This window comes from Pseudomonas sp. UBA3149 (genome assembly GCF_002364655.1).
In the GTDB taxonomy this organism is placed as follows: Bacteria; Pseudomonadota; Gammaproteobacteria; order Pseudomonadales; family Pseudomonadaceae; genus Chryseomonas; species Chryseomonas luteola.
The window spans coordinates 73,871-95,908 of sequence record NZ_DEYV01000032.1; the positions used below are offsets into that span (position 1 = coordinate 73,871).

A 22,038-nucleotide genomic window follows, 5' to 3' on the forward strand; every position below is an offset into this window, starting at 1 on the left:
GTGGGCCGAAACCCACCGTTTTATTACCTTCCAGGCCTACCATTCAGGTCGCTTGAAACGGCTTATTCTCGTGCAGCAATACGTTGAGTTCATCAACGATCGGCTCCCACTCGGCATCGTTCATGATTTCTTCTTTCAAAAACGCCGCCTGGCTGGGCGTCCAAAAAGGTGCTTCGGAAATCTTGACGTCATCGGGAAGCGGATAGTGCTTGGCGACAAACGCGTCAATACTGGCCTTATCTGAGTCCAGACCCAATTGATCGAATAAGATCGTGAGATCTTTTACAGGAAGTTCCATAGTCATCTCTCCAGGCTTTCAAATCAGTTCGTAGCAAACTGGGACGTAATGCAGTGTCGTCACTTAATCGCTTACGAAGCATTTACCAATAGAGAGGCAGCTGAGCGCATCGGTTCAATCACAAGCCATCAGCAGATGCATTTGATCTGGAAGCAGCCGAGCGAGTGAGAAAGATCACAAAAACGTAGTCATACCGTCATAAGAGCTTAAAAAGGCGGCCTGCATATGCGCTATCAAAAACAAGCGGTTGCGCTCGTAGTGGCTTGGTTCATGGTAGGTGGTTTCGCCCACCTGTTCATGGCCGGCTTTTTCGTCAAACTTGTCCCCATCGACGTACCCTACCGGTTTGCCATCGTTTGCTTTGGCGGCATTCTGGAAATGGTGGTAGCGGTTGCGGTGCTCTTCAAAGAGCTTCGTCGTTACGCGGGCAGCGTTCTCTTTGTCTGTACGCTCCTTATGCTGCCTGTACACTTCTACACCTGGCAACATGCGGGCCTGTTTCCAGCGCTTCCTGAGTGGGTCCTGGCAGTACGTCTTGTACTGCATGCGCTTTTTCCAATCGTCATCTGGTATGGCTGTATTCATTACACCCCACCTGCCGAATTGGTAGACAGCAAAAAAGGGGCTGATGAAGGTGTCCACGGCCAGCTCCAGACTGGCGTTGGCCAGCCTGTTATGCGCACCGTAGGCGTAACGCCGGCTTCCAATGCTACTCAGTGGAGCGAACAGAAGCGTTCTCCGACTCCCTGAACATGGACGAAAGATTCTTCTCGATGTTCGCGCAGAGATCGGTCATCTGTATCTGGTGCTGGCTTTCGGAAAACGGGCTTTGTAAATCAGTTCCGATTTTTTCGAGTGCGAGCAACATAAAGCCCACTACCGTAGAGGCCAGAGGTGTAAACCAGCCTAACGACTCTACCAACCCTACCGGGACGATCAAACAGAACAGCGAGATGAACAGGCGTGGAAAGTACACATAAGGATACGGCAACGGAGTATTAGCGATGCGCTCCATACCTCCCTGCCAGTTAGAAATATCCACCATCGTCGATTCAAGACGTGCCAAGCGTATGCTGTCCAGACGCCCTGCCTTGTACTCCTGGGCAATCAAAGCTGCCGAGCCGCTTAGGATGTCGTTGGGAAAATTATTGGTATCACCGCTTCGAGCCACTTCCTCAGCAGGCAATAACTCTGCAAGTCGCTCTGGAATCGGCGCCTTCTTGAGATGCGCGGCTAAAGCATTGACATAGGCCACATGGCGGCGAAACAGCACCTCCTTGATAGGGTTTAAAGCATCGCCCGGATCATCAACCAGAATCAGAACCTGACGGGCAAAGTTGCGCGAGCTGTTAACCATCCCTCCCCATAATGTACGAGCTTCCCACCAGCGGTTGTAAGCGCTGGTGTTCCGAATACTCACCAGCATGGCCAGGGCGGAGCCCAGCAGCGTCAATGGCATCGAAGGAAGGCTCATTCGATCATCGACGAACAGCATGAAGTCAACGGTGACAACAATGTCCCAGATAAGCAGCCAAAACAGCGACCAACCTGTATAGGAAAGGGTTTTATGCAGGAATCGGTACTTACGGCGAATAAGGGTTGGCAATGCAGCGCTACTCCAAAATAAAAACTTACTAGCGCTATGACCACTGTGTTTGAAACCTGGCTCACGGAAACCATCTTAGGAAGTTGATTCAAGATTCTTCCGGGTCAGCCTAAGCCGAGACATGTCTCCTGATCGCAGCGGCAATGGAGACAGATCAACATGACTTATTGCGATCGGTTTTTTGACGATTCACGGCCGAATTCCAAATATACGTAATAATTCAAACCATCTCTCACTTTCGCCTTTGCACAAATCCACAAAACACCTTTGCCTAACTTGAATATGCGCAGAGGGTGACAGACGGTATAAGATTGCTGTTATAAGAATTCCAACATCCTTCACCGTGCAACTCCCGGATGGCCCTTGTGGTCCAGTCCGGTGAATCCTATTTTAAGAATTTGGTATTGCCTTCATGAACGAAACGACTGGACCGTTTGCAAAAACGCGTCTTTTTTCTACGTTAGTCGGCATCGTCCTTGTGTTGATTGGTCTCGCCATGCTTGTAGGTGGCGTCAAACTGATCACTGTAGGAGGATCCTTCTATTACGCCCTCGCGGGTGCCGGTATTTTCATCACTGGTATCCTTCTCGTGCTTGCCCATCGTGCAGCACTCCCATTGTTTGCGCTCGTTCTGTTTGCCTCAACGCTGTGGGCGCTGTACGAAGTCGGTCTGGACTGGTGGCAACTGGTTCCACGTCTGGCACTGTGGTTTGTAGTAGGCATCGTTCTGCTTTTGCCATGGATACGTCGCCCCATGGCACGTAAGTCGGGTGTCAGCTCAGTAGGCGCCATGCCACTGACCGGCGCGGTCGTTCTGGCCGGTGCTGCTGCAGTCGCCAGTCAATTCACCAATCCACATAACATTGAGGGCAGTCTGGATCGTGCCAGTGCAGGTACAGTGAACGCTGCCCCCACCATGCCCGATGGCGATTGGCAGTCGTATGGGCGTACGTCATTTGGCGACAAATATTCCCCGCTGAATCAGATCACCCCGGAAAACGTGAATCAGCTGGAAGTCGCCTGGACCTATCGTACCGGCGACATTCCCGGGCCGAACGATCCGCAGGAAACCACGGCTGAAAATACGCCCCTCAAGGTCAATGGAAAGCTGTACGTCTGTACGCCGCACAGCCAGGTCATTGCCCTGGACCCCGACTCCGGCAAGGAGCTATGGCGCTTTGATCCCAAGCTGAGCACTCAGAGTGCCGACAGCTTCAAGGGCTGGGCACACATGACCTGCCGTGGCGTGGCCTACCATGATGATGCCGCCTATGCACAGGCGGATGCTCAGGACAATGCGCAGGCAGCGTCTGCCCCAGCAGAGGCTACACCGGTCAGCAACTCCTGCCCTCGCCGTCTGTTCCTGCCCACCGCCGATACTCGCCTGATCGCCATAAATGCCGACACTGGCAAAATGTGCGAAGACTTTGGCGACAAAGGCTCCATCAACCTGGGCGCCAACATCGGCGGCTTCACTGCTGGTGGCTACTACTCCACCTCGCCGCCGTCAGTTACCCGTGACCTGGTCATCATTGGTGGCCATGTAACGGATAACGCCTCTACTGACGAGCCTTCCGGCGTTATTCGTGCCTATGACGTGCACGACGGCCACCTCGTCTGGAATTGGGACAGTGGCAACCCTGAAGCTACCGAGCCGATTCAGCCAGGCCAGACCTACACCCGCAACTCTGCGAACGTATGGTCCGTCATGTCAGTGGACGAAAAGCTGGGCCTGATCTACCTGCCAATGGGTAACCAAACGCCGGATCAGTACGGTGGCATGCGTACGCCAGAAGCCGAGAAATACAGCGCCGGCGTTGTCGCTCTGGATGTCAATACGGGTAAGGTACGCTGGAATTACCAATTCACTCACCACGACCTGTGGGACATGGACGTAGGTGGGCAGCCCACGCTGATGGATATCAAGACGGCTGACGGCATCAAGCCGGGCCTGATTGCATCCACCAAGCAAGGCAGCCTCTATGTGCTGGATCGCACCAATGGTCAGCCCATCGTTCCCATACACGAAACACCCGTTCCGCAGGGCGCAGTGGAAGGCGATCATACTTCCCCCACGCAGCCAATGTCCGAACTCAACATGATGCCGCAGACACTCAAGGAAGCGGACATGTGGGGCGTGACACCTCTGGATCAGATGCTGTGCCGTATCACGTTCAAATCGCATCGCTATGAAGGCATCTACACGCCGCCTTCCCTGCAGGGTTCGATCGTTTATCCGGGCAACTTCGGTGTATTCGACTGGGGTGGCGTCGCCGTGGATCCTATCCGTCAGGTGATGTTCCTCTCGCCTAGCTACATGGCCTTTACATCCAAGCTCGTCGCACGCGAGGACGTCGAGGGCGGTCCGGCTCGCAAGAGTGAGACAGAGGGCGTTCAGCCAAACAAAGGCGCACCGTACGGTGTGATCATGGGTGCACTGCTGTCCCCGATGGGCCTGCCTTGCCAGTCACCACCATGGGGTTATGTGGCTGCTGTCGACATGACGACCAATCAGGTCATCTGGAAGCACAAGAACGGCACTGTTCGTGACAGTGCGCCTGTTCCAATGCCGCTCCCCATGGGTGTTCCAGCATTGGGTGGGGCTTTCATGACATCCAGCGGCCTGGCCTTCCTGAGCGGTACGCTAGACCAGTACCTGCGTGCCTACGATGTTCGTAACGGTAAGCAGCTGTGGGAAGGTCGCCTGCCTGCAGGTGGCCAGACAACCCCCATGACCTACACCGGCAAGGATGGACGTCAGTACATCCTGGTTTATGCGGGTGGGCATGGCTCTCTAGGCACTCGTCAGGGCGACTATGTAATCGCCTTTGCACTGCCTCAGAAGTAAAAGCCTGATAGCAGGCGGGGCTTATCTGTAGCCCCGCCTGCCTTCACCCTTCAAGCTGACATCTCTTCAAACTGCCCCGCCTTACGCCCTTCTCTTCCAACTGTCGTTTCGCTGTACCAGACGTCACATTTTCAAAAAAATAGATCACTGTACTTTTCTTTGAATTTTTAGCCAGTTCAAGGAAATAAATACGTTTTTTAGTGGTCTATATCGCTGACCGGACAGCCTGCAATCATGGGTTTGATCATTAGATGAACTTTTGGTCTTTTCAAATGCTCATATATGATCGTAATATGATCCTGCTGTGCCCGTGCATTACTGTGAATCGCAACATGGTGTTTAGATACAGATCCAACATCGTTACGACTCCGTTACACTCAGTGCTCAGTCTCGGTCAAGACTTCCCTTTACCGAAACTTAATTTTTGAAAAGGTAAAAAACACCATGGCTAATCGCGAAACCGGTACTGTTAAGTGGTTCAACGATGAGAAAGGTTTTGGCTTCATCACCCCGTCCTCCGGCGGTGCTGATCTGTTCGTTCACTTCCGCCAGATCAAGGCTGCCGGCTTCAAGAGCCTGAAAGAAGGTCAGGCTGTATCTTTCGTGGCTGCCAAAGGCCAGAAAGGCATGGAAGCACAAGAGGTTGAAGTGGTTTAATCCACTTCCCTTGAAAAAGCCCCGTCCATGACGGGGCTTTTTTTTATGCCTGAATCAAATGCAAAGGCTTAGTCAAACAGGGGTTGGCTATCTGCGCTAATACCTGTCATTTTCTGCAGAATCTCATCCGCCGCACGCTCGGCCTCCATAAGGTCCGTAAAGGTACGGTCTGTCGCTACTCGGTGCAGCGCTTCCTCTTCCTTTCCATGCCCTTGTATGGCAATAAAGGCTTCGATGCCTGTTTCGCTTTCTACCGCACTTGCCCAGGCGCGGTGATCGCCAAAGATTCGCAATCCCATTAATCTCTCCTCTCGTCTAATCCGTGTTCATAAGATAGACACAGGCCAAAGCCATCCTATCCACAACGAGAGTAGATTGATCGATTCAGAGTAGACTCAGGCAGACCAACTTGATCAGAGGCATCAGTGTTGGCCCGCCCTCGGACGTATCAGCCACAACGAGCCGTCTTGATCACAAGCGCCTCATCAGTGGTAATCGTCAGGCGCTCAGAGTTGAAATCCATCGTCATGGCATCATCTGGACGCACAAGACGCGTAATCCTTGCACCAGAGCGCTCTTGAAGCTGCTTGAAGAGTTCAGGAGTAGCCGTCTTACCTACCGCATATTGTGCAGCATCGGAATTACAACCACTTCCAAGTGAGGATGCGGATGTAGCTGCATCACTGCTTCGGGTACGTTCGTTACTGCCAGACTCTGGAGAGCTGCTACAGGCACTTACAAGAACCAAGGAAGAAATTAACGCTGCCAGGGAACTCAACTTCCAAGTCATTACACTGCCTTATCGTTTACATAAAGCTCTACCATACGGACTCGAAGCACCCGCCAACAAGGGCTACTTTGTAAATATGGCTTACCGTCTTCAAGAGGGAGCGTGCGTGCTCCACCGTACCAGAAAGAAACCGACCAGTAGCAAGAAGCCAACAACCAACGTATTAAGCTCGAAAAGACTTTGTATACCTAGACGGGAGGCAATGCGGCGAGCTATGAAATAGCGCCATGTCATTTGAGGGCCAAACATGGCCATCAGAAGACAGACAAAGAGAATCCCTTGAACTACCCATCGGCATGTATACATGCAGCATTAAACCCTCTCCTAAATTAGGGCGAGATTTTCAGTGCGCCTATCAATGCTCACAATTCACATCAGTCGAAAGTGTGACGTACTTACCTTAGCAGAATGCAAAACCCATGCGTTTACGCCTGGAAGCCATTCAGGCTGCCTTTGTAAGGAATGAATTCATTATTAGCCCGTCAAAAGAGACGGCTTCATCGAATTACACCACTAAGGGAGTACGATCATGAGCAATGCAGGCAACCTGGTTATTACCTATGAAGAGGCAGGAGAACCAAGAGAACTGGCAATAGCCGATGCGCCGACTGATGTCGATGAAGGCACTGTCCTTTTGTACGTACTGAAACAGCATGGAGGCGAGAGCCTGGAACTGGATTTCCCCCCCTATAGTGACGAACTCAACAAGCGTCGTCTGCGTGCACAAAAGCTCAACCTGCTTAACATCGACTGGGCTTATCGCTAGGCATCCGCCTGCCCTGCTAGATGGGCCTTGCTACGCTTGACAGCCTGTCCTGCTTTTTCGAATCATGCACGACTCATTTATAAATCAGTTCGTTATAAATGAGTCGGCAACGTCTGGTTATTTGTTCTCTGCGTCCTCATCAGACTCCAGAGGAACAGGAGCCTCTTTAGGGTTAGGCTGAATCTCAGGGTCGACGTCGATCTGGTCAGGATTTATATGATCAGTTTCAGGCATGTTGGCATCTCCAAGAAGTAAGCAGCAATATTTTGGGCATTCATACCGGGTATTGGTTCTTACCTTTCTCTGCCCTTAAGCACGTTATAATGAGAATAGAGGCAAGCCAATACGCATCGAGTCATGTCTTTCGTATCGCCTACTGCCGATCAGCATTCATTCGCTTTACCTAGAGAGTCCATATGTTACGCACAGTATTGTTTTTGGCGTTGACTGCATTCATCGCCTGCGCCTTTGGGATGTTACTTCTGGGTAATGCCTACTGGTTTACAACAGGCGGCTGTCCTTCGCATGGCGGTGTTGCTGAAATATGTGATCAAACCAAAGCCAGAATTCAGTTGGGCTTCGGTATTGCAACGATGATTGTGGCCACTATCGCCATGATTGTCTGCATCGTTAGAGACACCCGAAAATAGAGATTCTTAACGGCTTTAACCTGCAAAATAGATATCTTTAACAATTAAAGGCTCAAACAGCGCTTCCTATCGAACTACTGTATAAACTTAATGTCAGTGTGCCATCCTAAATAGTCGTTCTAAGCATACTGACATGCAACCCTCTCGCTACGATGCCGCCCGCTCCAGAATACAAGCTGCCCTGGCACCCTTGGAATGCCATTTCACCAACCGTGATTCTCGCGGTACCTTTGCCTTTAAAGCGATAGATCCTCAGGGAGTTATCCACTTTGAATCCGGGCGTATCCGTACCGCGATCTACTGCAATCCTACTTCCCTACACCACCTTCTGGTCGCCGCCCGTAAAAAACTGCTGGCTCAAAACATTGAGCTGGAGTCCTGGGACGAGCGCCTTACTCTTGAGATGATTGGGCAGTGGGAAAAGGCAGCCAAGCGTACACGTCGCTAATCCTGTCGCTAGCGGGTTACATGACAGTAAGTCGCTAGCAATTACCCTCTCGCCAAATAACTGTCTATCCATACAGTGAGCCATTTCTCATTTTAGTCCTACTGCCTTCCTCAAACCCAACGCTGCCCGTTACCATCCGCGCCGATTTACTTATCGAGCACGGCCATGTTTCGTATTTTTTCTCTGATTTCCTTCTTCTTTTTTATCATTCCGGCTCATGCAGAAGCGCCTCGCACGTTTCGCGAAGCCAAAGTGATAGGCGCCAAAGTCTACAAGCAGCAACCTGTAGATTTTTATTGCGGCTGCCACTACTCCGGCAAGACGGTGGACCTGAAAAGTTGTGGCTATGTGCCCCGCAAAAATGCGACCAGAGCCTCTCGCATCGAATGGGAGCACATCGTGCCTGCCTGGGTTATCGGCCATCAGCGCCAGTGCTGGCAAAAAGGAGGAAGAAAAAACTGTACTTCAAGCGATCCGGTTTACCAGAAAGCCGAAGCTGATTTGTTCAACCTGGTACCGGTCATCGGTGAAGTGAATGGCGACCGCAGCAATTTTGCGTTCGGCTGGCTGCCACAGAAATCGACCCAGTATGGAGCCTGCCAGATGGTGGTCGACTTCAAGGCCAAAAAAGCCATGCCCCGCCCAGAAATCCGCGGCATGATTGCGCGCACCTACCTGTACATGAGCGAACGGTATGACTTGCGCTTATCCAAGCAGGACCAACAGTTGTATTCAGCCTGGAACAAGCAATACCCGGCCGAGCGGTGGGAGCGCCAACGAAACCAGCGCTTGGCGTGCATTATGGGTCACGGCAATAAATACGTTGGAAACGTCGATCTCAAGGCCTGTCGTACCTAAGATCACTGATCATCCTGTAGCGCTGACTGCTAACCAACGCTACAGGACAGGCGAATTGAAAGAGTTCAGGCAGGAGGGGAAGAGGAAAGAATCTGGATGGTCATTGCTACCAGAAGTGTTACGAGACCAAACAGAAGCAGTACGACGCGCCCCCACCATGTATGGTTATTCTTGACACCCACGATCAGCGCTATTCCCAGAATAGCCAGCGTAGCCGGCAGGTAACGAACCGCCCAAAGCATTACCCAGAAAATCCTTTCCCATACGTGGATCAACACGTCCTGCATTTCTACTTCCCGCGAAGAATTATTATCAGGCTTTCATTTTACAGACCGGACACTCATGCACCCAGCCTGAACGCCTACCGATGCCGCGACCATTCATCTGCCATTGCAGCCGCCCTTACCTGCCCACTTCAAGTTTCGCCTGTTACGCCGATATGTCATGTAGCTCAGGCATATTTCCGGCCTTAATGTCCCACTCATCACATAGCGAATTCATACAGGCAGTCACTCGCGATGATCAGTAAAAAGCCCTTCACGCCCACCGAAAAATTTCTCTACGTTTCCGTCCCGGTCGTTTGGGTCATTTTATTCGGCGCACTTTTCTCATACCTCTAGATGACTGAGAGCGTGCTCTCGAAACAACCTAAAGGGCACGCTGCTTGACCCGTTAGTCAATGCAATACTTAACCGCCTCGCGAACATCGCTGGGCCGAAGAGGATTGTTAGCCATGCGTTCGTGCAGTGTGATGTGACTGCCACGAGAGCTGTCGTCTACATGGATAACCGCAGCAGGAATAGAAGAAACCTTGGATGGCACAATAATCCTTTGCTCGCTAGCTGTTCCTGCCAGCGTTGCAGGCGCCCGACTTTTAGCCAGTCGAACAACCAGGCATTGGGTATAGGCCTGAACGTCCTTACCTGATCTGACATCCATTGAAGGCGGACTTTGCTCCAGATCTTTTACGCTTGCACACCCGGCGAGTAGAAGCACGGCTCCTACACAAAACCATTTCATTACCCACTCCTGGCACCGTGACTCGTCAGTCAGAAGACCTGACGTTATACGTCAATTTGAGAACATTATTGAACTGTGTTTGAGACGAAATGTTTTAACGACCCAAACAAAAAAGCCGATCCTTTCGGATCGGCTTCTTGCCCCGCCAGCAGTGCGGGAATATTTGGTAGGCACGATTGGACTCGAACCAACGACCCCCACCATGTCAAGGTGGTGCTCTAACCAGCTGAGCTACGTGCCTGCTGTGGGTGCGCATTTTACGGAATCAGACTGGGTCGTCAAGCCTTTTTTCTTCTAAATCACTGAAAAGACGAAAATTTATTGGCATAGCCTGAAATCCGGTAATTCCCTAGTGAGAGAACTGAACCTTAAATGGCTTGGCAACCGGATAGGCTAGATCTTCTGCCTTGCATACCGACAACCTCCGCTTAAACAGCCCCTCAGCCAACTTGATGACTACAGTAACTTTCGCCTACGGAGAAACCTGTTGCCTCGGCCAGAGGCCGCGCAAGTCTGCCATTCCACCATACCCCTGGGACGATGGCCTATCACCTCGCGCCCTTCTTCAGCGACTCGCTCAGTCGACCACGGACTTGTATCTTTCAAAGCCACTACCGACTCATCTATACACCTGACCAGCGCATACAAAGTACCTATGCCGTATCGGTCAAGAAGATGCTCGGCAGTGATACGGATATGGATCAGCGTCATGGTTATCACGAAGCGTGCTGAAATCAGGCCCACTAAAGCAGGCGACTGCCGGTCGATAGAGGCAGTTGCCCACATTGCAGGCTGAGCGACACAAAAAAGGCCGGAATTTTCCGGCCTTTCAATTTAGACGAGACGTCGCGCTGGCCTACGCCGCGGCATGATAAGTACAGCCAATGCCAAGGCGATGGCCTCGATGATCCAGGACAGTAAAAAGGCACAGGCCAGCCCCCAACCGATACATTCAGGCGTCAGGACAACCTGATAACGGTAGCCTTGCCACGTCTCTTCAAGTATTGCTGGGTTAGCCTTGGTAAAGACATGCCAAGCGCGCTCATACCAGCGGCCCTGCAATGCCTGCCATTGCGAATCGAGCATTTGCTCACGGCGCATCAGCATGCCAAGGCTATCGGCATCGCTCTGGAAGACCGGATCATCACTGGCACGATAATGGGCTACCAGACGATCCATATCACCGCCAAAAAACTCGCCTGCCGTTTTGCGATACCCTTCCAACGCCTGATGGGCTTCAAGGCGATGGGCCTCGATACGCTGGCTGTAATCAGTGATAAACCCTGGTATCTGCACACCAACCAGAAGGCCTAGCGCAAACAGGATTAGCCGGATGTAACTACGCAGCATCATAACTCCTTGCGTATTGAATAGCAGGCTTCGCTACAACCGTTTAGACCCGCCCCTGGGTGACGACTTCGCCATCCCACCATAATTTCCACTCACCAGGCTGATGAAGCGCCCAGGTTTCGTTGGCCGTCAAAGGCTCTGTCGCAATCACTGTAACCACATCATCAGGCGTTGTTTCAGCCTTGAAATCTACCGTCAGGTCGGCGTCCTTCAAGTGCGCCGGACCAAACGGGGCCCGTCGCGTAATGTGGGCCAGCTTGGTCGAGCAAAACGTGAACAGCCAGTCACCATCACTCAGCAGACAGTTGAACACACCAAAGCGGCGAAAGTGATCGCAAGTTCCGACCAGAACAGGCAGGAGCATTTCGACAGGCACCGGATCGGGAAAACGCCGCCTGACCTCATTGAGCAGATAACAGAATGCCGCCTCACTGTCCGTGTCCCCTACTGGCTGGAACAGACCGGGATCTGGTGCGAACTCGTTGAGTTGGCCATTATGGGCAAAACACCAGTAGCGCCCTCCCAGCTCCCGAACGAAAGGGTGTGTATTGGCAAGGTTTACCGAGCCGACATTAGCGTGGCGAATATGCGCGATAACCGTGCGACTCTTGAGCGGATAGCCCTGGATCATGCGAGCCACTTCAGAATCCGCTCCCGGCATGGAATCCTTGAACATGTGCAGTCCGCGTCCTTCGTACAGCGCCACGCCCCAACCGTCCCGGTGGGGACCGGTACGTCCTCCTCGCTGCATCAGCCCCGTCAGGCTGAAGGTGATATCGGTAGGAACATTGGCACTCATGCCCAACAATTCACACATATCCAGACCTCATTCGATACGGCACGAGAGATGCTCTAATAGCAGGCCCTCTGCCAGACAATGAGTATGTCCAAGAAACAGTTTCGAATCAGCTGTTTGACGACGATACGGCAATAAAACGGCTACCTGACGGTACTCCCGGCGGCTTCCTATCATTCACTTGTCTTATGAACATACATAGAGATGGACCCAGCCAGACGGAGAACATTCGCCCCAGCCTGCAAACAGACAAGGGCGGCGTGATAGCTACAGGCGCGGCTCGATGCGTGTACGACGCTCTGGAACCCGCGGTGGCGGGGATGATGGCGAGGGGTTGTTCACTGTTGTGGGAGCAGGCTGGTCAGCAGGAGGTGGTGCCTGGTTGGCAGCCTCATCATTGCGCCGGGAGCGTTGAAACAGCCAGCGGATCAGCGCGAAGATGAGATATGCCGCGAATGCGATACACCCATACAACGCCATTTCCGCCACAGCCCGCCAGGCGCTGTTTCCTACATGGAAGCCGAGATCCATGACGACAATGGCGCTGGAGGGTGCGTAAAAGCTGTGCTCAGGGTCTGCTATCGTCGGAGAGAACAGTATCAGGGCAACAATCAAACGGATGGGTTCTCGCAGCCAACGCCACATCCAGCCGGTCGCTTTGAAACACACCCATAGACAGCCTAGTGCGGCAACACCATAGACAGCCCAGGCAATCAGGTAATCGTGCTCAGTCATTTCGATACATGGCGGGTCTATAAAAAGGATGCCTATGATAGCGACTTTTGCACGGTTGGGCGCCCCTACTCGCGCCCTGCCCATGCACAGGCACCTCAAAACCGGTCCACCGACACCTAAGGAGTCACCCATGACACAACCTCCTCTCGCTCAACGTACGCACGGCGCAGATCCCTACGTTTGGCTGGAGAAACGCGATGATCCTGAAGTGCTGGCCTATCTGAAAGCTGAAAATGCTTATCTGGACGAGGTATTGCAGCCGGAAGCCGCGCTGCGTGAGACACTTTTCCAGGAGATCAAGGGACGCATCCGGGAGACGGACCTGTCACTGCCGGTACCGTACAAAGATTATCTCTACTACCACCGAACCCGCGCCGGTGATGAATATGCGCGCCATTACCGCTGCCCTCGCCCCCGGGACGGCTCGCTGACCATCGATGAGTCCCAGGAGGAATTGCTACTCGACGCCAATGAACTGGCCGGTGGCGGATTTCTGTCAATTGGCCGTTTCACGCTCAGCCCTGATCAGACCAAGCTGGGTTACAGCCTGGACCAGACTGGTGACGAAACCTATCGTCTATTTATAAAAGACCTGGCATCAGGCGACTTGACCGAACTTTCTTTCAATGACTGCGATGGCAGCATGACCTGGGCTGGCGATAGCCAAACCCTGTTTTTCGGAGAGCGTGACGAGGCTCATCGTCCTCACAAGCTCTATCGCTATCGCCTGGGTGATCAAGAGGCGCAAATGGTCTTCCACGAGACAGATGGCCGCTTCTTTATCGGATGCTACCGCTCAAGCTCCGAGCGCAAGCTGATTCTCCTGTCCCACAGCAAGACCACCAGTGAAGCCTGGGTCATGGACGCGGACCGGCCAAGCGAGGCTTTCGTCTGTGTAGCCCCTCGTCAGGAAGGTCATGAGTACTTCCCTGATCATGGAGCTGATGGCTGGATGATTCGAAGCAATCAGGCAGGTATCAACTATGCCCTGTATCAAGCGCCAGATGACATGCCCAGCCGTGAGCACTGGGAGCTGCTGGTTCCACATGATCCCGAGCGCATGCTTGAAGAGGTAAACCTCAATGCCAATGGCTATATCCTGAATCTGCGCGAGTCAGGCCTGCCGGTGCTCGAGGTACGCCCCAAAAACGCACCTGCCTATCGGGTACAGTTACCTGACGAGATTTACAACCTTGGGATGATCGACGTGCTGGAGTTTGACAGCCCGGTCATGCGTTTGCGTTATGAGTCACTCAATCGCCCTGCACAGGTACGCCAACTAGACCTTGCCACCGGCGAACAACAGGTCTTGAAGGAAGTCCCGGTAGAGGGGCCGTTCAATGCCGACGACTATGTCAGTCGACGTTTGTGGGCTACGGCGCCAGATGGCACGCAGATCCCGGTCAGCCTGGTCATGCGCAAGGATCGGGTGGGCCAGCCTACCCCGCTGTACCTATACGGTTATGGCGCTTATGGTCACAGCCTAGACCCCTGGTTCTCCCATGCACGCTTGAGCCTGCTGGATCGTGGTTTCACCTTTGCCATCGCGCATGTGCGAGGCGGTGGCGAATTGGGTGAAGCCTGGTATCAGGCGGGCAAGCTGGAAAACAAGCAGAACACGTTCGATGACTTTATTGCCTGCGCCGAACACCTGATCGATCTGGGGCATACCACCGCCTCGCAGTTATGCATCAGCGGCGGTAGTGCTGGCGGCCTGTTAATTGGCGCCGTGCTCAATCAGCGGCCTGATCTGTTTGCAGCAGCCATTGCAGAAGTCCCGTTCGTGGATGTGCTCAATACGATGCTCAAGCCGGACCTTCCCCTGACCGTCACCGAGTACGATGAATGGGGCAATCCAGGTGAGGCCGATGTATACGCCCGCATCGCTGCGTATGCGCCTTACGAAAATGTAAAGGCCCAGGCTTATCCAGCCTTGCTGGCCGTAGCAGGCTATCACGACACTCGCGTGCAGTACTGGGAAGCGGCCAAATGGGTAGCCAAGCTCAGAGCTACACGCACGAATGATGCCTTGCTGCTACTCAAGACCGAGTTTGGCGCAGGTCACGGCGGCATGAGCGGCCGTTATCAGGCGCTACGTGACGTAGCACTTGAGTACGCTTTCCTGCTCAAGGTTCTTGGACTAAGTCACTGATACGCTTCCAGCAGGCAGAGCATCAGACCCTGCCTGCTGGAAACGCTCCGATCTGTTAACCAGCTATCGATCCCACCGGAACAGCTTTGCCTTGGCGCGGTCTTTTTGTAATTGCCTGTCATCAAGGAGCTTGCCATGTTGGGCCGCCGTGCTACCCGGAACAGCCATCTTTCAGACCGCGTGCAAAATGTGGGGGGACTTGAGCGTGTTGCCTCCCTGACAGGGGGTGGCCTGCTATTGATCAAGGGACTACGACAGGGCGGCCTGCTCGGGGTTGCCAGGATGGCGGTCGGGGCGTTGGCACTTTACCGAGGTTATTCAGGGCATTGTGCTGCCAAACAAGCGTTGAGCCATAGTGAGTTTGAACGCCAGCTGATGCGCGACTATCACTGGAAAAATGCCAAGACCGAGTCTTGCTGCGTGGTTATCAATCGACCCAAGGACGAGCTCTATCGGTTTTGGCGCGACTTCAAGAACCTGCCTGCATTCATGGAGCTGATCCAGCGCATCGACATCCTGGACGACAAACGTTCTCACTGGGTGATTCAAGGCCCAACCGGCCCGCTGGAGTGGGATTCAGTCATCACGGAGGACGAGCCTGGCAACTTGATTGGATGGCGCTCCATCGCCGGCGGCGATCTCAATACGATGGGCTGGGTAGCCTTCAATGAGCGTCCTGATGGCAGTACCGAAGTCGAAACCCTGATTGCCTATGATCCGCCAGGCGGCGTACTGGGGCACAGCCTCGCCAAGATCATGAAACGCGATCCGGCGTCACAGGCTTCCCGAGACCTGACTCATTTGAAACGCTTGATGGAAAGTGCGGCCAGCGCCACGCAGACGGTAACCATTACCGGAAACGCATCGCTGACCGATCCGTCCCCGGTGGGCTGACTCAGCCCGCCCGAAAGATCATATAGTCTTCCCAGTCCTCTTCCGCTACCTGGGTTTCACTCAGCATGCGGCCCGACTGGGAGATTCCGGCATCATGTACGGCGCTTTCGTCTCCCGAGACCAAGGGATGCCAGAGCGGCAGGTCCTTGCCTTCTGACACCAGGCGATAGCCACAGGTGGGCGGCAGCCACTTGAATTCATCAGCCTGTCCTGGGGTGAGCTGAATACAATCAGCCACAAACTGCTTCCGTTCAGCGTAGCGGGTGCACTTGCAGGTTTTCAGGTCCAGTAATTTGCAGGCGATACGCGTGTAATACACGCTGCCATCGTCCTCATCCTCCAGCTTTTGCAGACAGCACAAGCCACAGCCGTCGCATAAGGACTCCCACTCCCCCTGGTCGAGCTGGTCTAGGGTCTTGCGTTTCCAGAAAGGTCGAGTGATATCAGCCATGAACGTAGTCGGTTGCGAAAAGCGCGCAGTCTAGTCCTCATGCACGAATCGGCCAAGCACCGCTCGTGCAGCTTGTCGCCGCAGCCTTCTGGAGGTTAACGTTACAGGGCTTCTCCAGATGCGCAGCTCATGGGCCTGCCTGAGCGTAAAATGTGACGAACCCATGCGCAGGCGAAACAGCATCCGCGGCCAGAATGGCTGAAGTCAGGATGGCTCCTGCATGGCGTGCTTCATATCATTTCCTTCAGGCCGAACCAGGGCGACGCGTAACACTTTACCTGCATAGGACGTCACATGACCGCTAGCACTCGTGTTCCGCAGTATGAAGTCGACCCGCAATTTGTCCAACGGTGGTCTCCCCGCGCCTTCAGTGATGCCGCTATAGAAGAAAACCAGTTGATGAGCATCTTCGAGGCCGCTCGCTGGGCGCCCTCGGCCTACAATGCTCAGCCCTGGCGCTTCCTCTATGCTCGCCGTGGCTCTGCGCACTGGGATACCTTTCTCAAGCTGATCAGTGAATACAATCGTAGCTGGGCACAACATGCTGCGGCGTTGGTCATCGTCTTGTCCAAGACTACCTTCGTACCGCCCGGCGGTAGCGATGAGGTTCCGCTAGGTAGCCATAGTTTTGATACCGGCGCAGCCTGGGGCTTTATGTCGCTACAGGCTGGCAAGCTGGGCTTTCATACCCACGGGATGGCAGGTATCGAGTACGACCTGATTCGTCAGGAGCTGAAAGTACCCACCGATTTCAAGATCGAAATGGCAGTTGCCATCGGCAAGCTGGGCGACAAGTCGTCTTTGTCTGAGAAATTACAGGCCCGTGAGCTGCCCAGCCCACGTCGGCCAGTCGAAGAGTTGGCTGCCGAAGGCCCTTACACTCTCGGCTAATGCCGCCACAGAGCCGGCTTACGAATAGGCCGGCTCTGCACGCAATCAATACCCTTGCTTGAAATCCACCTGCCCTTTCAATGCCTCTCCGTTGCGGTAGCGGCTCAGATTTTCAAGAAAGAGTCGGGCAATATAAGGGGGCGAAGACACTGCCGCGGTATGGCTGGTAATGATCAGTCCAGGCGCCGACCAGAACGCATGAGTCTTAGGCAGCGGCTCCTCTCGAAAAACATCGAGCACGGCGCCGGCCAGGTATTTCTGCTCCAATGCTGTTACCAGATCGGCATCCACAACGGCAGTGCCACGTCCTGCATTTACGAACAGTGCCGAAGGCTTCAGTTGTTTGAACAGGTCAAGCGTATAGAGATCACGCGTATGCGAAGTGTCAGGTAAAAGGTTGATGAGGTAGTCAGCTTTCGAGGCCTCACGACTCAAGTCCTCAAGACCATGCACGTCAAGAAAGCCGGGCAGTGCGCGCGGGCTTCTGGCAATACCGTAGAGCTCAACTCCAAAAGGCGCTAGAAAGCGTGCTACATCCTGGCCAATGTCACCGGCCCCGACAATAAGAACACGTCGCCCTGCCAGCGAGCCGGGAGTACAGGCTTCCCAGAGTCGATCCGCCTGTTTTCGAGCGCGCTCCAAGAGACATCGCTCATGGGCAAGCAGATAGCCGAGCACATACTCGCTCATCAGCTGCCCGAACACGCCCACTGCGCGCGTGAGCACATAGTCCTGCGTTAACCCGGAGGCCAGTAGCGGCCGGATGCCCGCCCAGGTGGACTGAACCCATGAGGGCTTGAGCCCCTGATCCAGAAGCTTTGCGACGAGATCTGGCTGCCCTAGCCAGATCTGGCATTCGGCAGCTACGCCTGCCACCTTTTCCGGATCATTACCTCCGACTATTTCCAGAGAGGCGTCCAACCCATGCAACGCGGTGAAATAGTCCTGATAACTGTCTTCCAACAACAAGAAACGCATGATCTGGTCTTTCCTTGACAAGCAGTGGTAATGACTGTCGCGTTACACGGGGTCGTTCATACGCAGCAAATGCTCAGGCAGATGCTCAATGTACTCCTCCTGAGGTGGTGGCATCTGCAGGTGATAACCCTGCTTCTCCAAATTTTCCAAAACCTTTGCAGTGTCTTCGCGCTCCAGCTGTCGTTCCGGCGTAAGAACGAATTCAAACGTAAGCTGAGGGGTACCAAAGGCTGCAATCAACCCTTCTGGTACGCGGGCAAGCCCGTCACGCTTGTCGACGTAGAGGTACATTTCGCTTTTGCGCGGGCTTTTGTAAATGGAACAGATTCGTTTCATGAGTACTCCGGATAACATCAGGTTCGCAAGGCAGCCAGGCGATCCAGCAAGGCCTGCCCCATCAACTCGCGGCGCCATCCGCGCAGCGTGTCGGGTAAAACATATTGACCATCCGGCCAGCCACTCTTGATCAAGGCTTCCAGTACTTTCTTTCGCAGCATGAGTTCAGGCGCCATGGTCAGGCGCTCAGCTTCACTCTGGCCAATGAGACGAAGGTCCTTCAGAATCGGCGAGATTTCCGGAGGCAGCGGCTCGGATAACGGCTCAGGCCATTGATCCGGAGGCGTCTTGGCGGCCTCACTGATCAGCTCGATCAGGTGATCGCCGTATTGACGTACAGTACGAGGATGCATGTCATCGATACGGGCCAGCGCGACCTTGTCCTTGGGCTGAAGTCGCGCCAGAGGCCACAGGGAGCGCTCGCGCACAATACGATTGCGAGGCTGGTTACATAACCTTGCCTCCTGCTCGCGCCACGCACAGATGGCCCTTAGCACAGCCAGCTGCTGACGTGACAGACGCCAGCCCAACTTGACATCTTTATACGCCTGATAGGGGTCCGACTCCTGCTTGAGGTTGGCTACCAGCTCACGCCCATCTTCTAGGAGCCATCCCCGCTTCGTCTGATCCAGGCGCTCAGACAACGCCAGATACAATTCCGCCAGATGCTCCACGTCAGCCGCGGCATAGCGCTCCTGTAGCTCCGTCAGTGGTCGCTGAAGCCAGTCCGAGCGTGTCTCATCCTTGGGCAGGGCGATACCCAGCAGTTCATGTACCAGACGCGAATATCCCATCGAATGGCCCAGCCCCAGATAGGCAGCCGCCAGCTGCGTATCGAATAGCGGCTCGGGGAGGCTTCCGGTCAGCTTGAGCAGAACCTCAAGGTCCTCACTGCAGGCATGAAGGACTTTTACGACCTGCTTGTCTTCCAACAGCCCAGACAACGGCGCCCAGTCACTGATCGTCAATGGGTCGATCAGAAAAGCGCCCTGCCCGTCGCCGACCTGAAGGAGGCCCGCAATGGGATAGAAGGTATCGACCCGCATGAACTCGGTGTCGAGCACGATGAAGGGCAAGGTGCGCCAGAACGCGCATTGTCGAGCAAGGCTGGCATCGTCTTTGAGCCATTGGATAGCAAGAGCCACGTAAATCCTCCAGTACTGTTACCGGAAGTATATCCATCTTGAAGCGTTCAGGCAGATCAAAGGCCCAGATTAAGCCGCTCAATGCTTATCAAGCGTCCCGATTTGCCACATTTGAGGCGCTTCGTTGTCTTAGAACATAGGGCAGGCTGCACGGCATGACCAGACAGGTACCAGCCTGCCGAGGCGACCGCCATTCGAACCTGGCGGCATGAGTCTAACGTGACCAAGCGGAATATGGGCAGGGATGAAAACTTCAAAATCGTCTAAGGGCTTAGGTTTACGTGCGAAACTTAAAGCTAAACTTGAAGTTCAAGGCCTAACGTCAAGAGAAGTCGGGGCTACACGAAAACAACATCAACCGACCAGGCATTCGACTCGAGCGGGTCATTGTCTTAGTGATGAGGTAGCCATGGGAATCGCTGCATGCGAATTGAGTCAGTATGTTATTCGTCCCACCCTGGTCTATCTAGACCGCTATTCCCTGGCAGCAGAGGCCATGCTGCTGGCCACCGCCGCCACGCAGTCTGCGCTAGGCGCCACGCTTGAAACACAGCAATACCACGGTATTTACCGAATTTCCGCCGAACGGCATGCCGCCCTCTGGGATTACTATCTGGCCCGCGACCCTGAGCTAGCCAGCCTTGTCCGAGGCCTCGCCAGTCAACATGCCTTTTTCGGGGCGCCTCATCTGGAGCTGACCGTCAACCTTCGTTATGCCACAGCAATCGCCTGGCTCATGATCGAAGAATCACGCCTGCCCTTACCGGAGCCTGACGACCATCAGGGGCAGGCCCGGTTATGGCGTAAGGTTTTCAATCCTAGAGGCCGTCTTCACGACTTTCACATGGCCTGGCAGCGCTGCAGCGAGACGTGGAACCAGGTAGCCTGAGTGTGACCCGGTAGTCTTTTTTGAATAACGGCCAATAGACTGTTAAAACCTTTTTTGAGCGATACGCTCGTCGTGGCTGTTGGTAAAAGGTCACCGTTCTGATAGTTTCCGCCCGCGTCATCTTCTGGAGTTGCGCTAACAATGAAAACAACAGGGTTGAAAACAGCAATTGCGCTGGCTGTCGCCAGTTTTTCTAGCCTTAGCCTTGCCAACGGCATTGCCATCAATGAGCAAAGCGCCAGTGGCATGGGGACTTCCTTTGCCGGTCGTTCGTCCTCTGCATTGGATGCTTCGACCGTTTTTGGTAACCCGGCTGGCATGTCCAAGCTCAAGCGTACTGAAATCAGCGGCGGAGCGGCCGTAATTGATGCCAGTAGCGATTTTAGTAATGTGCGTTCGAATGCGCGTGGCACCAACGAAGGGGATATGGTGCCGACATCCGCCGTTCCGTTCGGCTACGTTGTAACACCACTTAATGATGATTGGCACTTTGGTCTGGGTATCTATGTACCCTACGCGTTGATCAGTGACTATGAAAATAGTTTCCAGGGTCGTTATCACGGATCGTACAGCAAGGTTGAGGTCATTACAGTCCAACCAACGCTGAGCTACAAGATCAATGAGCGCGTATCCGTTGGCTTTGGTCCTACGATCAACCGAATCGCTGGCAAGCTGGAAAGCAACTTGTCCCTTGCGCCCTTGGGTGGCGGTGATGCGGAAGTCAAAATCAAGGGCGATGATGTTGCGCTGGGCTACAACATTGGCGTGCTGGCCGATGTAACGGATCAGTTAGCGGTCGGGGTCACCTACCACTCCAAAGTGAAATACAAGTTGGAGGGCCATACCAAGGCCAGTGGCGTGTCCAGTCTGTCTCCCGTTGTCAATCGCCTGATCAGCCCGCTGAATGGCAAGTACGATGCCGAGCTGGATATCACTACCCCTGAATCGCTGGATACATCCTTTACTTACAAGCTTGACGATCGCTGGACACTATACGGTGGCGCAACCTGGACCCGCTGGAGCCGTCTGGACAAGCTGGAAGTACAAAACAGTGGAACGCCTACAGTACCTACTCTGGGCAATGTCCTTGGCACAGTGGATGAAGAACTCAAATGGCACGACACTTGGTCCTATGCCATCGGCGCTTCCTATCAGCTGAACCCCCAATGGGTACTGCGCACTGGTTTCGCAATCGATCCGTCGCCGACCGACAACGAATACCGCAACGTGCGTATTCCGGTGGGTAATCGCAAGACCGTATCGATTGGTGCAGGCTGGTCTCCTTCGCCTGATCTGACCGTTGATGTTGCCTATGCCTACCTGTGGGAAGACAAGGCCTCGATTAATCGTGAAGCGACTGCTTTGCAACCGGCCTACAGTGCCAAGGTTGAAAACAGCGCCCATGGCTTGGCCGCTCAGGTCAGCTATCGCTTCTGATAGACATGTATGAAAAAACGCCGCCCTTGAGGCGGCGTTTTTA

General features: G+C 53.9%; 25 protein-coding genes and 1 tRNA gene. 12 read left to right on the forward strand and 14 right to left on the reverse strand.

Annotated features, from left to right (window positions below; translation table 11 throughout):
* Positions 1–43 precede the first annotated feature (43 nt).
* Positions 44–298 carry a DUF2789 domain-containing protein gene (locus B3729_RS19960; protein WP_286788788.1) on the reverse strand — a complete coding sequence of 85 codons (255 nt, stop codon included), beginning with the start codon at positions 296–298 and terminating at the stop codon, positions 44–46.
* A gap of 225 nt (positions 299–523) precedes the next feature.
* Here B3729_RS19960 and B3729_RS19965 point away from each other — a divergent pair, with 225 nt between their 5' ends.
* Positions 524–1,048: a hypothetical protein gene (locus B3729_RS19965; RefSeq protein WP_010794703.1), complete on the forward strand. Its 525-nt coding sequence runs from the start codon at positions 524–526 to the stop codon at positions 1,046–1,048.
* Here the strand turns inward: B3729_RS19965 and B3729_RS19970 are convergent.
* Positions 1,008–1,904 (reverse strand): bestrophin family protein, encoded by an 897-nt coding sequence (locus B3729_RS19970; RefSeq protein ID WP_010794704.1) that lies wholly within the window; start codon positions 1,902–1,904, stop codon positions 1,008–1,010. The genes B3729_RS19965 and B3729_RS19970 overlap by 41 nt on opposite strands.
* Positions 1,905–2,316: 412 nt before the next feature.
* Between B3729_RS19970 and B3729_RS19975 the strand changes: the two genes are divergently transcribed.
* Both B3729_RS19975 and B3729_RS19980 read left to right on the forward strand, forming a co-directional pair.
* A complete protein-coding gene (locus tag B3729_RS19975) occupies positions 2,317–4,752 on the forward strand; it encodes a membrane-bound PQQ-dependent dehydrogenase, glucose/quinate/shikimate family (RefSeq protein WP_286788789.1) in 2,436 nt (811 codons plus the stop codon).
* Between the two features lie 444 nt (positions 4,753–5,196).
* Complete coding sequence (locus B3729_RS19980; protein WP_010794706.1) at positions 5,197–5,409, forward strand: cold-shock protein; 213 nt, start codon at positions 5,197–5,199, stop codon at positions 5,407–5,409.
* A gap of 68 nt (positions 5,410–5,477) precedes the next feature.
* On the opposite strand, the gene B3729_RS19985 is transcribed toward B3729_RS19980, so the two are convergent.
* Both B3729_RS19985 and B3729_RS19990 read right to left on the reverse strand, forming a co-directional pair.
* Positions 5,478–5,708 carry a hypothetical protein gene (locus B3729_RS19985; RefSeq protein ID WP_010794707.1) on the reverse strand — a complete coding sequence of 77 codons (231 nt, stop codon included), beginning with the start codon at positions 5,706–5,708 and terminating at the stop codon, positions 5,478–5,480.
* 149 nt (positions 5,709–5,857) lie between these two features.
* Positions 5,858–6,199, reverse strand: a complete 342-nt coding sequence (locus B3729_RS19990; protein ID WP_286788790.1) for an I78 family peptidase inhibitor — start codon at positions 6,197–6,199, stop codon at positions 5,858–5,860.
* A gap of 529 nt (positions 6,200–6,728) precedes the next feature.
* Here B3729_RS19990 and B3729_RS19995 point away from each other — a divergent pair.
* The 4 genes from B3729_RS19995 to B3729_RS20010 all read left to right on the forward strand — a co-directional run bounded on the left by B3729_RS19995 (position 6,729) and on the right by B3729_RS20010 (position 8,921).
* Positions 6,729–6,965, forward strand: a complete 237-nt coding sequence (locus B3729_RS19995; protein ID WP_286788791.1) for a hypothetical protein — start codon at positions 6,729–6,731, stop codon at positions 6,963–6,965.
* A gap of 416 nt (positions 6,966–7,381) precedes the next feature.
* Positions 7,382–7,615, forward strand: a complete 234-nt coding sequence (locus tag B3729_RS20000; RefSeq protein ID WP_010794712.1) for a hypothetical protein — start codon at positions 7,382–7,384, stop codon at positions 7,613–7,615.
* A 133-nt stretch (positions 7,616–7,748) separates the two neighbouring features.
* Positions 7,749–8,063, forward strand: a complete 315-nt coding sequence (locus tag B3729_RS20005) for a hypothetical protein (protein ID WP_010794713.1) — start codon at positions 7,749–7,751, stop codon at positions 8,061–8,063.
* A 165-nt stretch (positions 8,064–8,228) separates the two neighbouring features.
* Complete coding sequence (locus B3729_RS20010; RefSeq protein ID WP_286788792.1) at positions 8,229–8,921, forward strand: endonuclease I family protein; 693 nt, start codon at positions 8,229–8,231, stop codon at positions 8,919–8,921.
* A gap of 65 nt (positions 8,922–8,986) precedes the next feature.
* Here B3729_RS20010 and B3729_RS20015 read toward each other — a convergent pair whose 3' ends face one another.
* The 6 genes from B3729_RS20015 to B3729_RS20040 form a co-directional block, all read right to left on the reverse strand.
* Positions 8,987–9,208 (reverse strand): hypothetical protein, encoded by a 222-nt coding sequence (locus B3729_RS20015; RefSeq protein ID WP_073450168.1) that lies wholly within the window; start codon positions 9,206–9,208, stop codon positions 8,987–8,989.
* 385 nt (positions 9,209–9,593) lie between these two features.
* Positions 9,594–9,941 (reverse strand): hypothetical protein, encoded by a 348-nt coding sequence (locus B3729_RS20020; RefSeq protein ID WP_286788793.1) that lies wholly within the window; start codon positions 9,939–9,941, stop codon positions 9,594–9,596.
* Positions 9,942–10,105: 164 nt separating this feature from the next.
* A tRNA-Val gene (locus B3729_RS20025) sits at positions 10,106–10,182 on the reverse strand.
* Positions 10,183–10,775: 593 nt separating this feature from the next.
* A complete protein-coding gene (locus B3729_RS20030) occupies positions 10,776–11,291 on the reverse strand; it encodes a DUF2937 family protein (protein ID WP_019366989.1) in 516 nt (171 codons plus the stop codon).
* Between the two features lie 43 nt (positions 11,292–11,334).
* Positions 11,335–12,108: a class II glutamine amidotransferase gene (locus tag B3729_RS20035; RefSeq protein ID WP_286788794.1), complete on the reverse strand. Its 774-nt coding sequence runs from the start codon at positions 12,106–12,108 to the stop codon at positions 11,335–11,337.
* A gap of 246 nt (positions 12,109–12,354) precedes the next feature.
* Positions 12,355–12,822: an MFS transporter gene (locus tag B3729_RS20040; RefSeq protein ID WP_244322562.1), complete on the reverse strand. Its 468-nt coding sequence runs from the start codon at positions 12,820–12,822 to the stop codon at positions 12,355–12,357.
* 130 nt (positions 12,823–12,952) lie between these two features.
* On the opposite strand from B3729_RS20040, the gene B3729_RS20045 reads away from it, so the two are divergent.
* Together B3729_RS20045 and B3729_RS20050 are read left to right on the forward strand one after the other, a co-directional pair.
* Positions 12,953–14,974 (forward strand): S9 family peptidase, encoded by a 2,022-nt coding sequence (locus B3729_RS20045; protein WP_286788795.1) that lies wholly within the window; start codon positions 12,953–12,955, stop codon positions 14,972–14,974.
* A 135-nt stretch (positions 14,975–15,109) separates the two neighbouring features.
* Positions 15,110–15,868, forward strand: coding sequence for an SRPBCC family protein (locus B3729_RS20050; RefSeq protein WP_286788796.1), 759 nt, complete (start codon positions 15,110–15,112; stop codon positions 15,866–15,868).
* A 1-nt stretch (position 15,869) separates the two neighbouring features.
* Here B3729_RS20050 and B3729_RS20055 read toward each other — a convergent pair whose 3' ends face one another.
* Entirely contained in the window at positions 15,870–16,319 is a 450-nt protein-coding gene (locus B3729_RS20055) for a YcgN family cysteine cluster protein (RefSeq protein WP_010794722.1), read from the reverse strand.
* 294 nt (positions 16,320–16,613) lie between these two features.
* Between B3729_RS20055 and B3729_RS20060 the strand changes: the two genes are divergently transcribed.
* Entirely contained in the window at positions 16,614–17,210 is a 597-nt protein-coding gene (locus B3729_RS20060; protein WP_286788797.1) for a nitroreductase family protein, read from the forward strand.
* Positions 17,211–17,255: 45 nt separating this feature from the next.
* Here B3729_RS20060 and B3729_RS20065 read toward each other — a convergent pair whose 3' ends face one another.
* From B3729_RS20065 to rnd, 3 genes are read right to left on the reverse strand one after another with little or no spacing between them, the layout of a single operon-like run.
* Positions 17,256–18,188, reverse strand: coding sequence for a D-2-hydroxyacid dehydrogenase (locus B3729_RS20065; protein WP_125889634.1), 933 nt, complete (start codon positions 18,186–18,188; stop codon positions 17,256–17,258).
* A 42-nt stretch (positions 18,189–18,230) separates the two neighbouring features.
* The gene (locus B3729_RS20070; RefSeq protein WP_019366981.1) at positions 18,231–18,524 is read right to left on the reverse strand and encodes a YcgL domain-containing protein; all 294 of its coding nucleotides are present in this window, start codon (positions 18,522–18,524) and stop codon (positions 18,231–18,233) included.
* A 17-nt stretch (positions 18,525–18,541) separates the two neighbouring features.
* Positions 18,542–19,669: a ribonuclease D gene (rnd, locus tag B3729_RS20075; protein WP_150347154.1), complete on the reverse strand. Its 1,128-nt coding sequence runs from the start codon at positions 19,667–19,669 to the stop codon at positions 18,542–18,544.
* A 409-nt stretch (positions 19,670–20,078) separates the two neighbouring features.
* Here rnd and B3729_RS20080 point away from each other — a divergent pair, with 409 nt between their 5' ends.
* Both B3729_RS20080 and B3729_RS20085 read left to right on the forward strand, forming a co-directional pair.
* A complete protein-coding gene (locus tag B3729_RS20080) occupies positions 20,079–20,558 on the forward strand; it encodes a hypothetical protein (RefSeq protein ID WP_010794727.1) in 480 nt (159 codons plus the stop codon).
* A 141-nt stretch (positions 20,559–20,699) separates the two neighbouring features.
* Positions 20,700–21,995 (forward strand): outer membrane protein transport protein, encoded by a 1,296-nt coding sequence (locus B3729_RS20085; RefSeq protein WP_286788798.1) that lies wholly within the window; start codon positions 20,700–20,702, stop codon positions 21,993–21,995.
* Positions 21,996–22,038 lie beyond the last annotated feature (43 nt).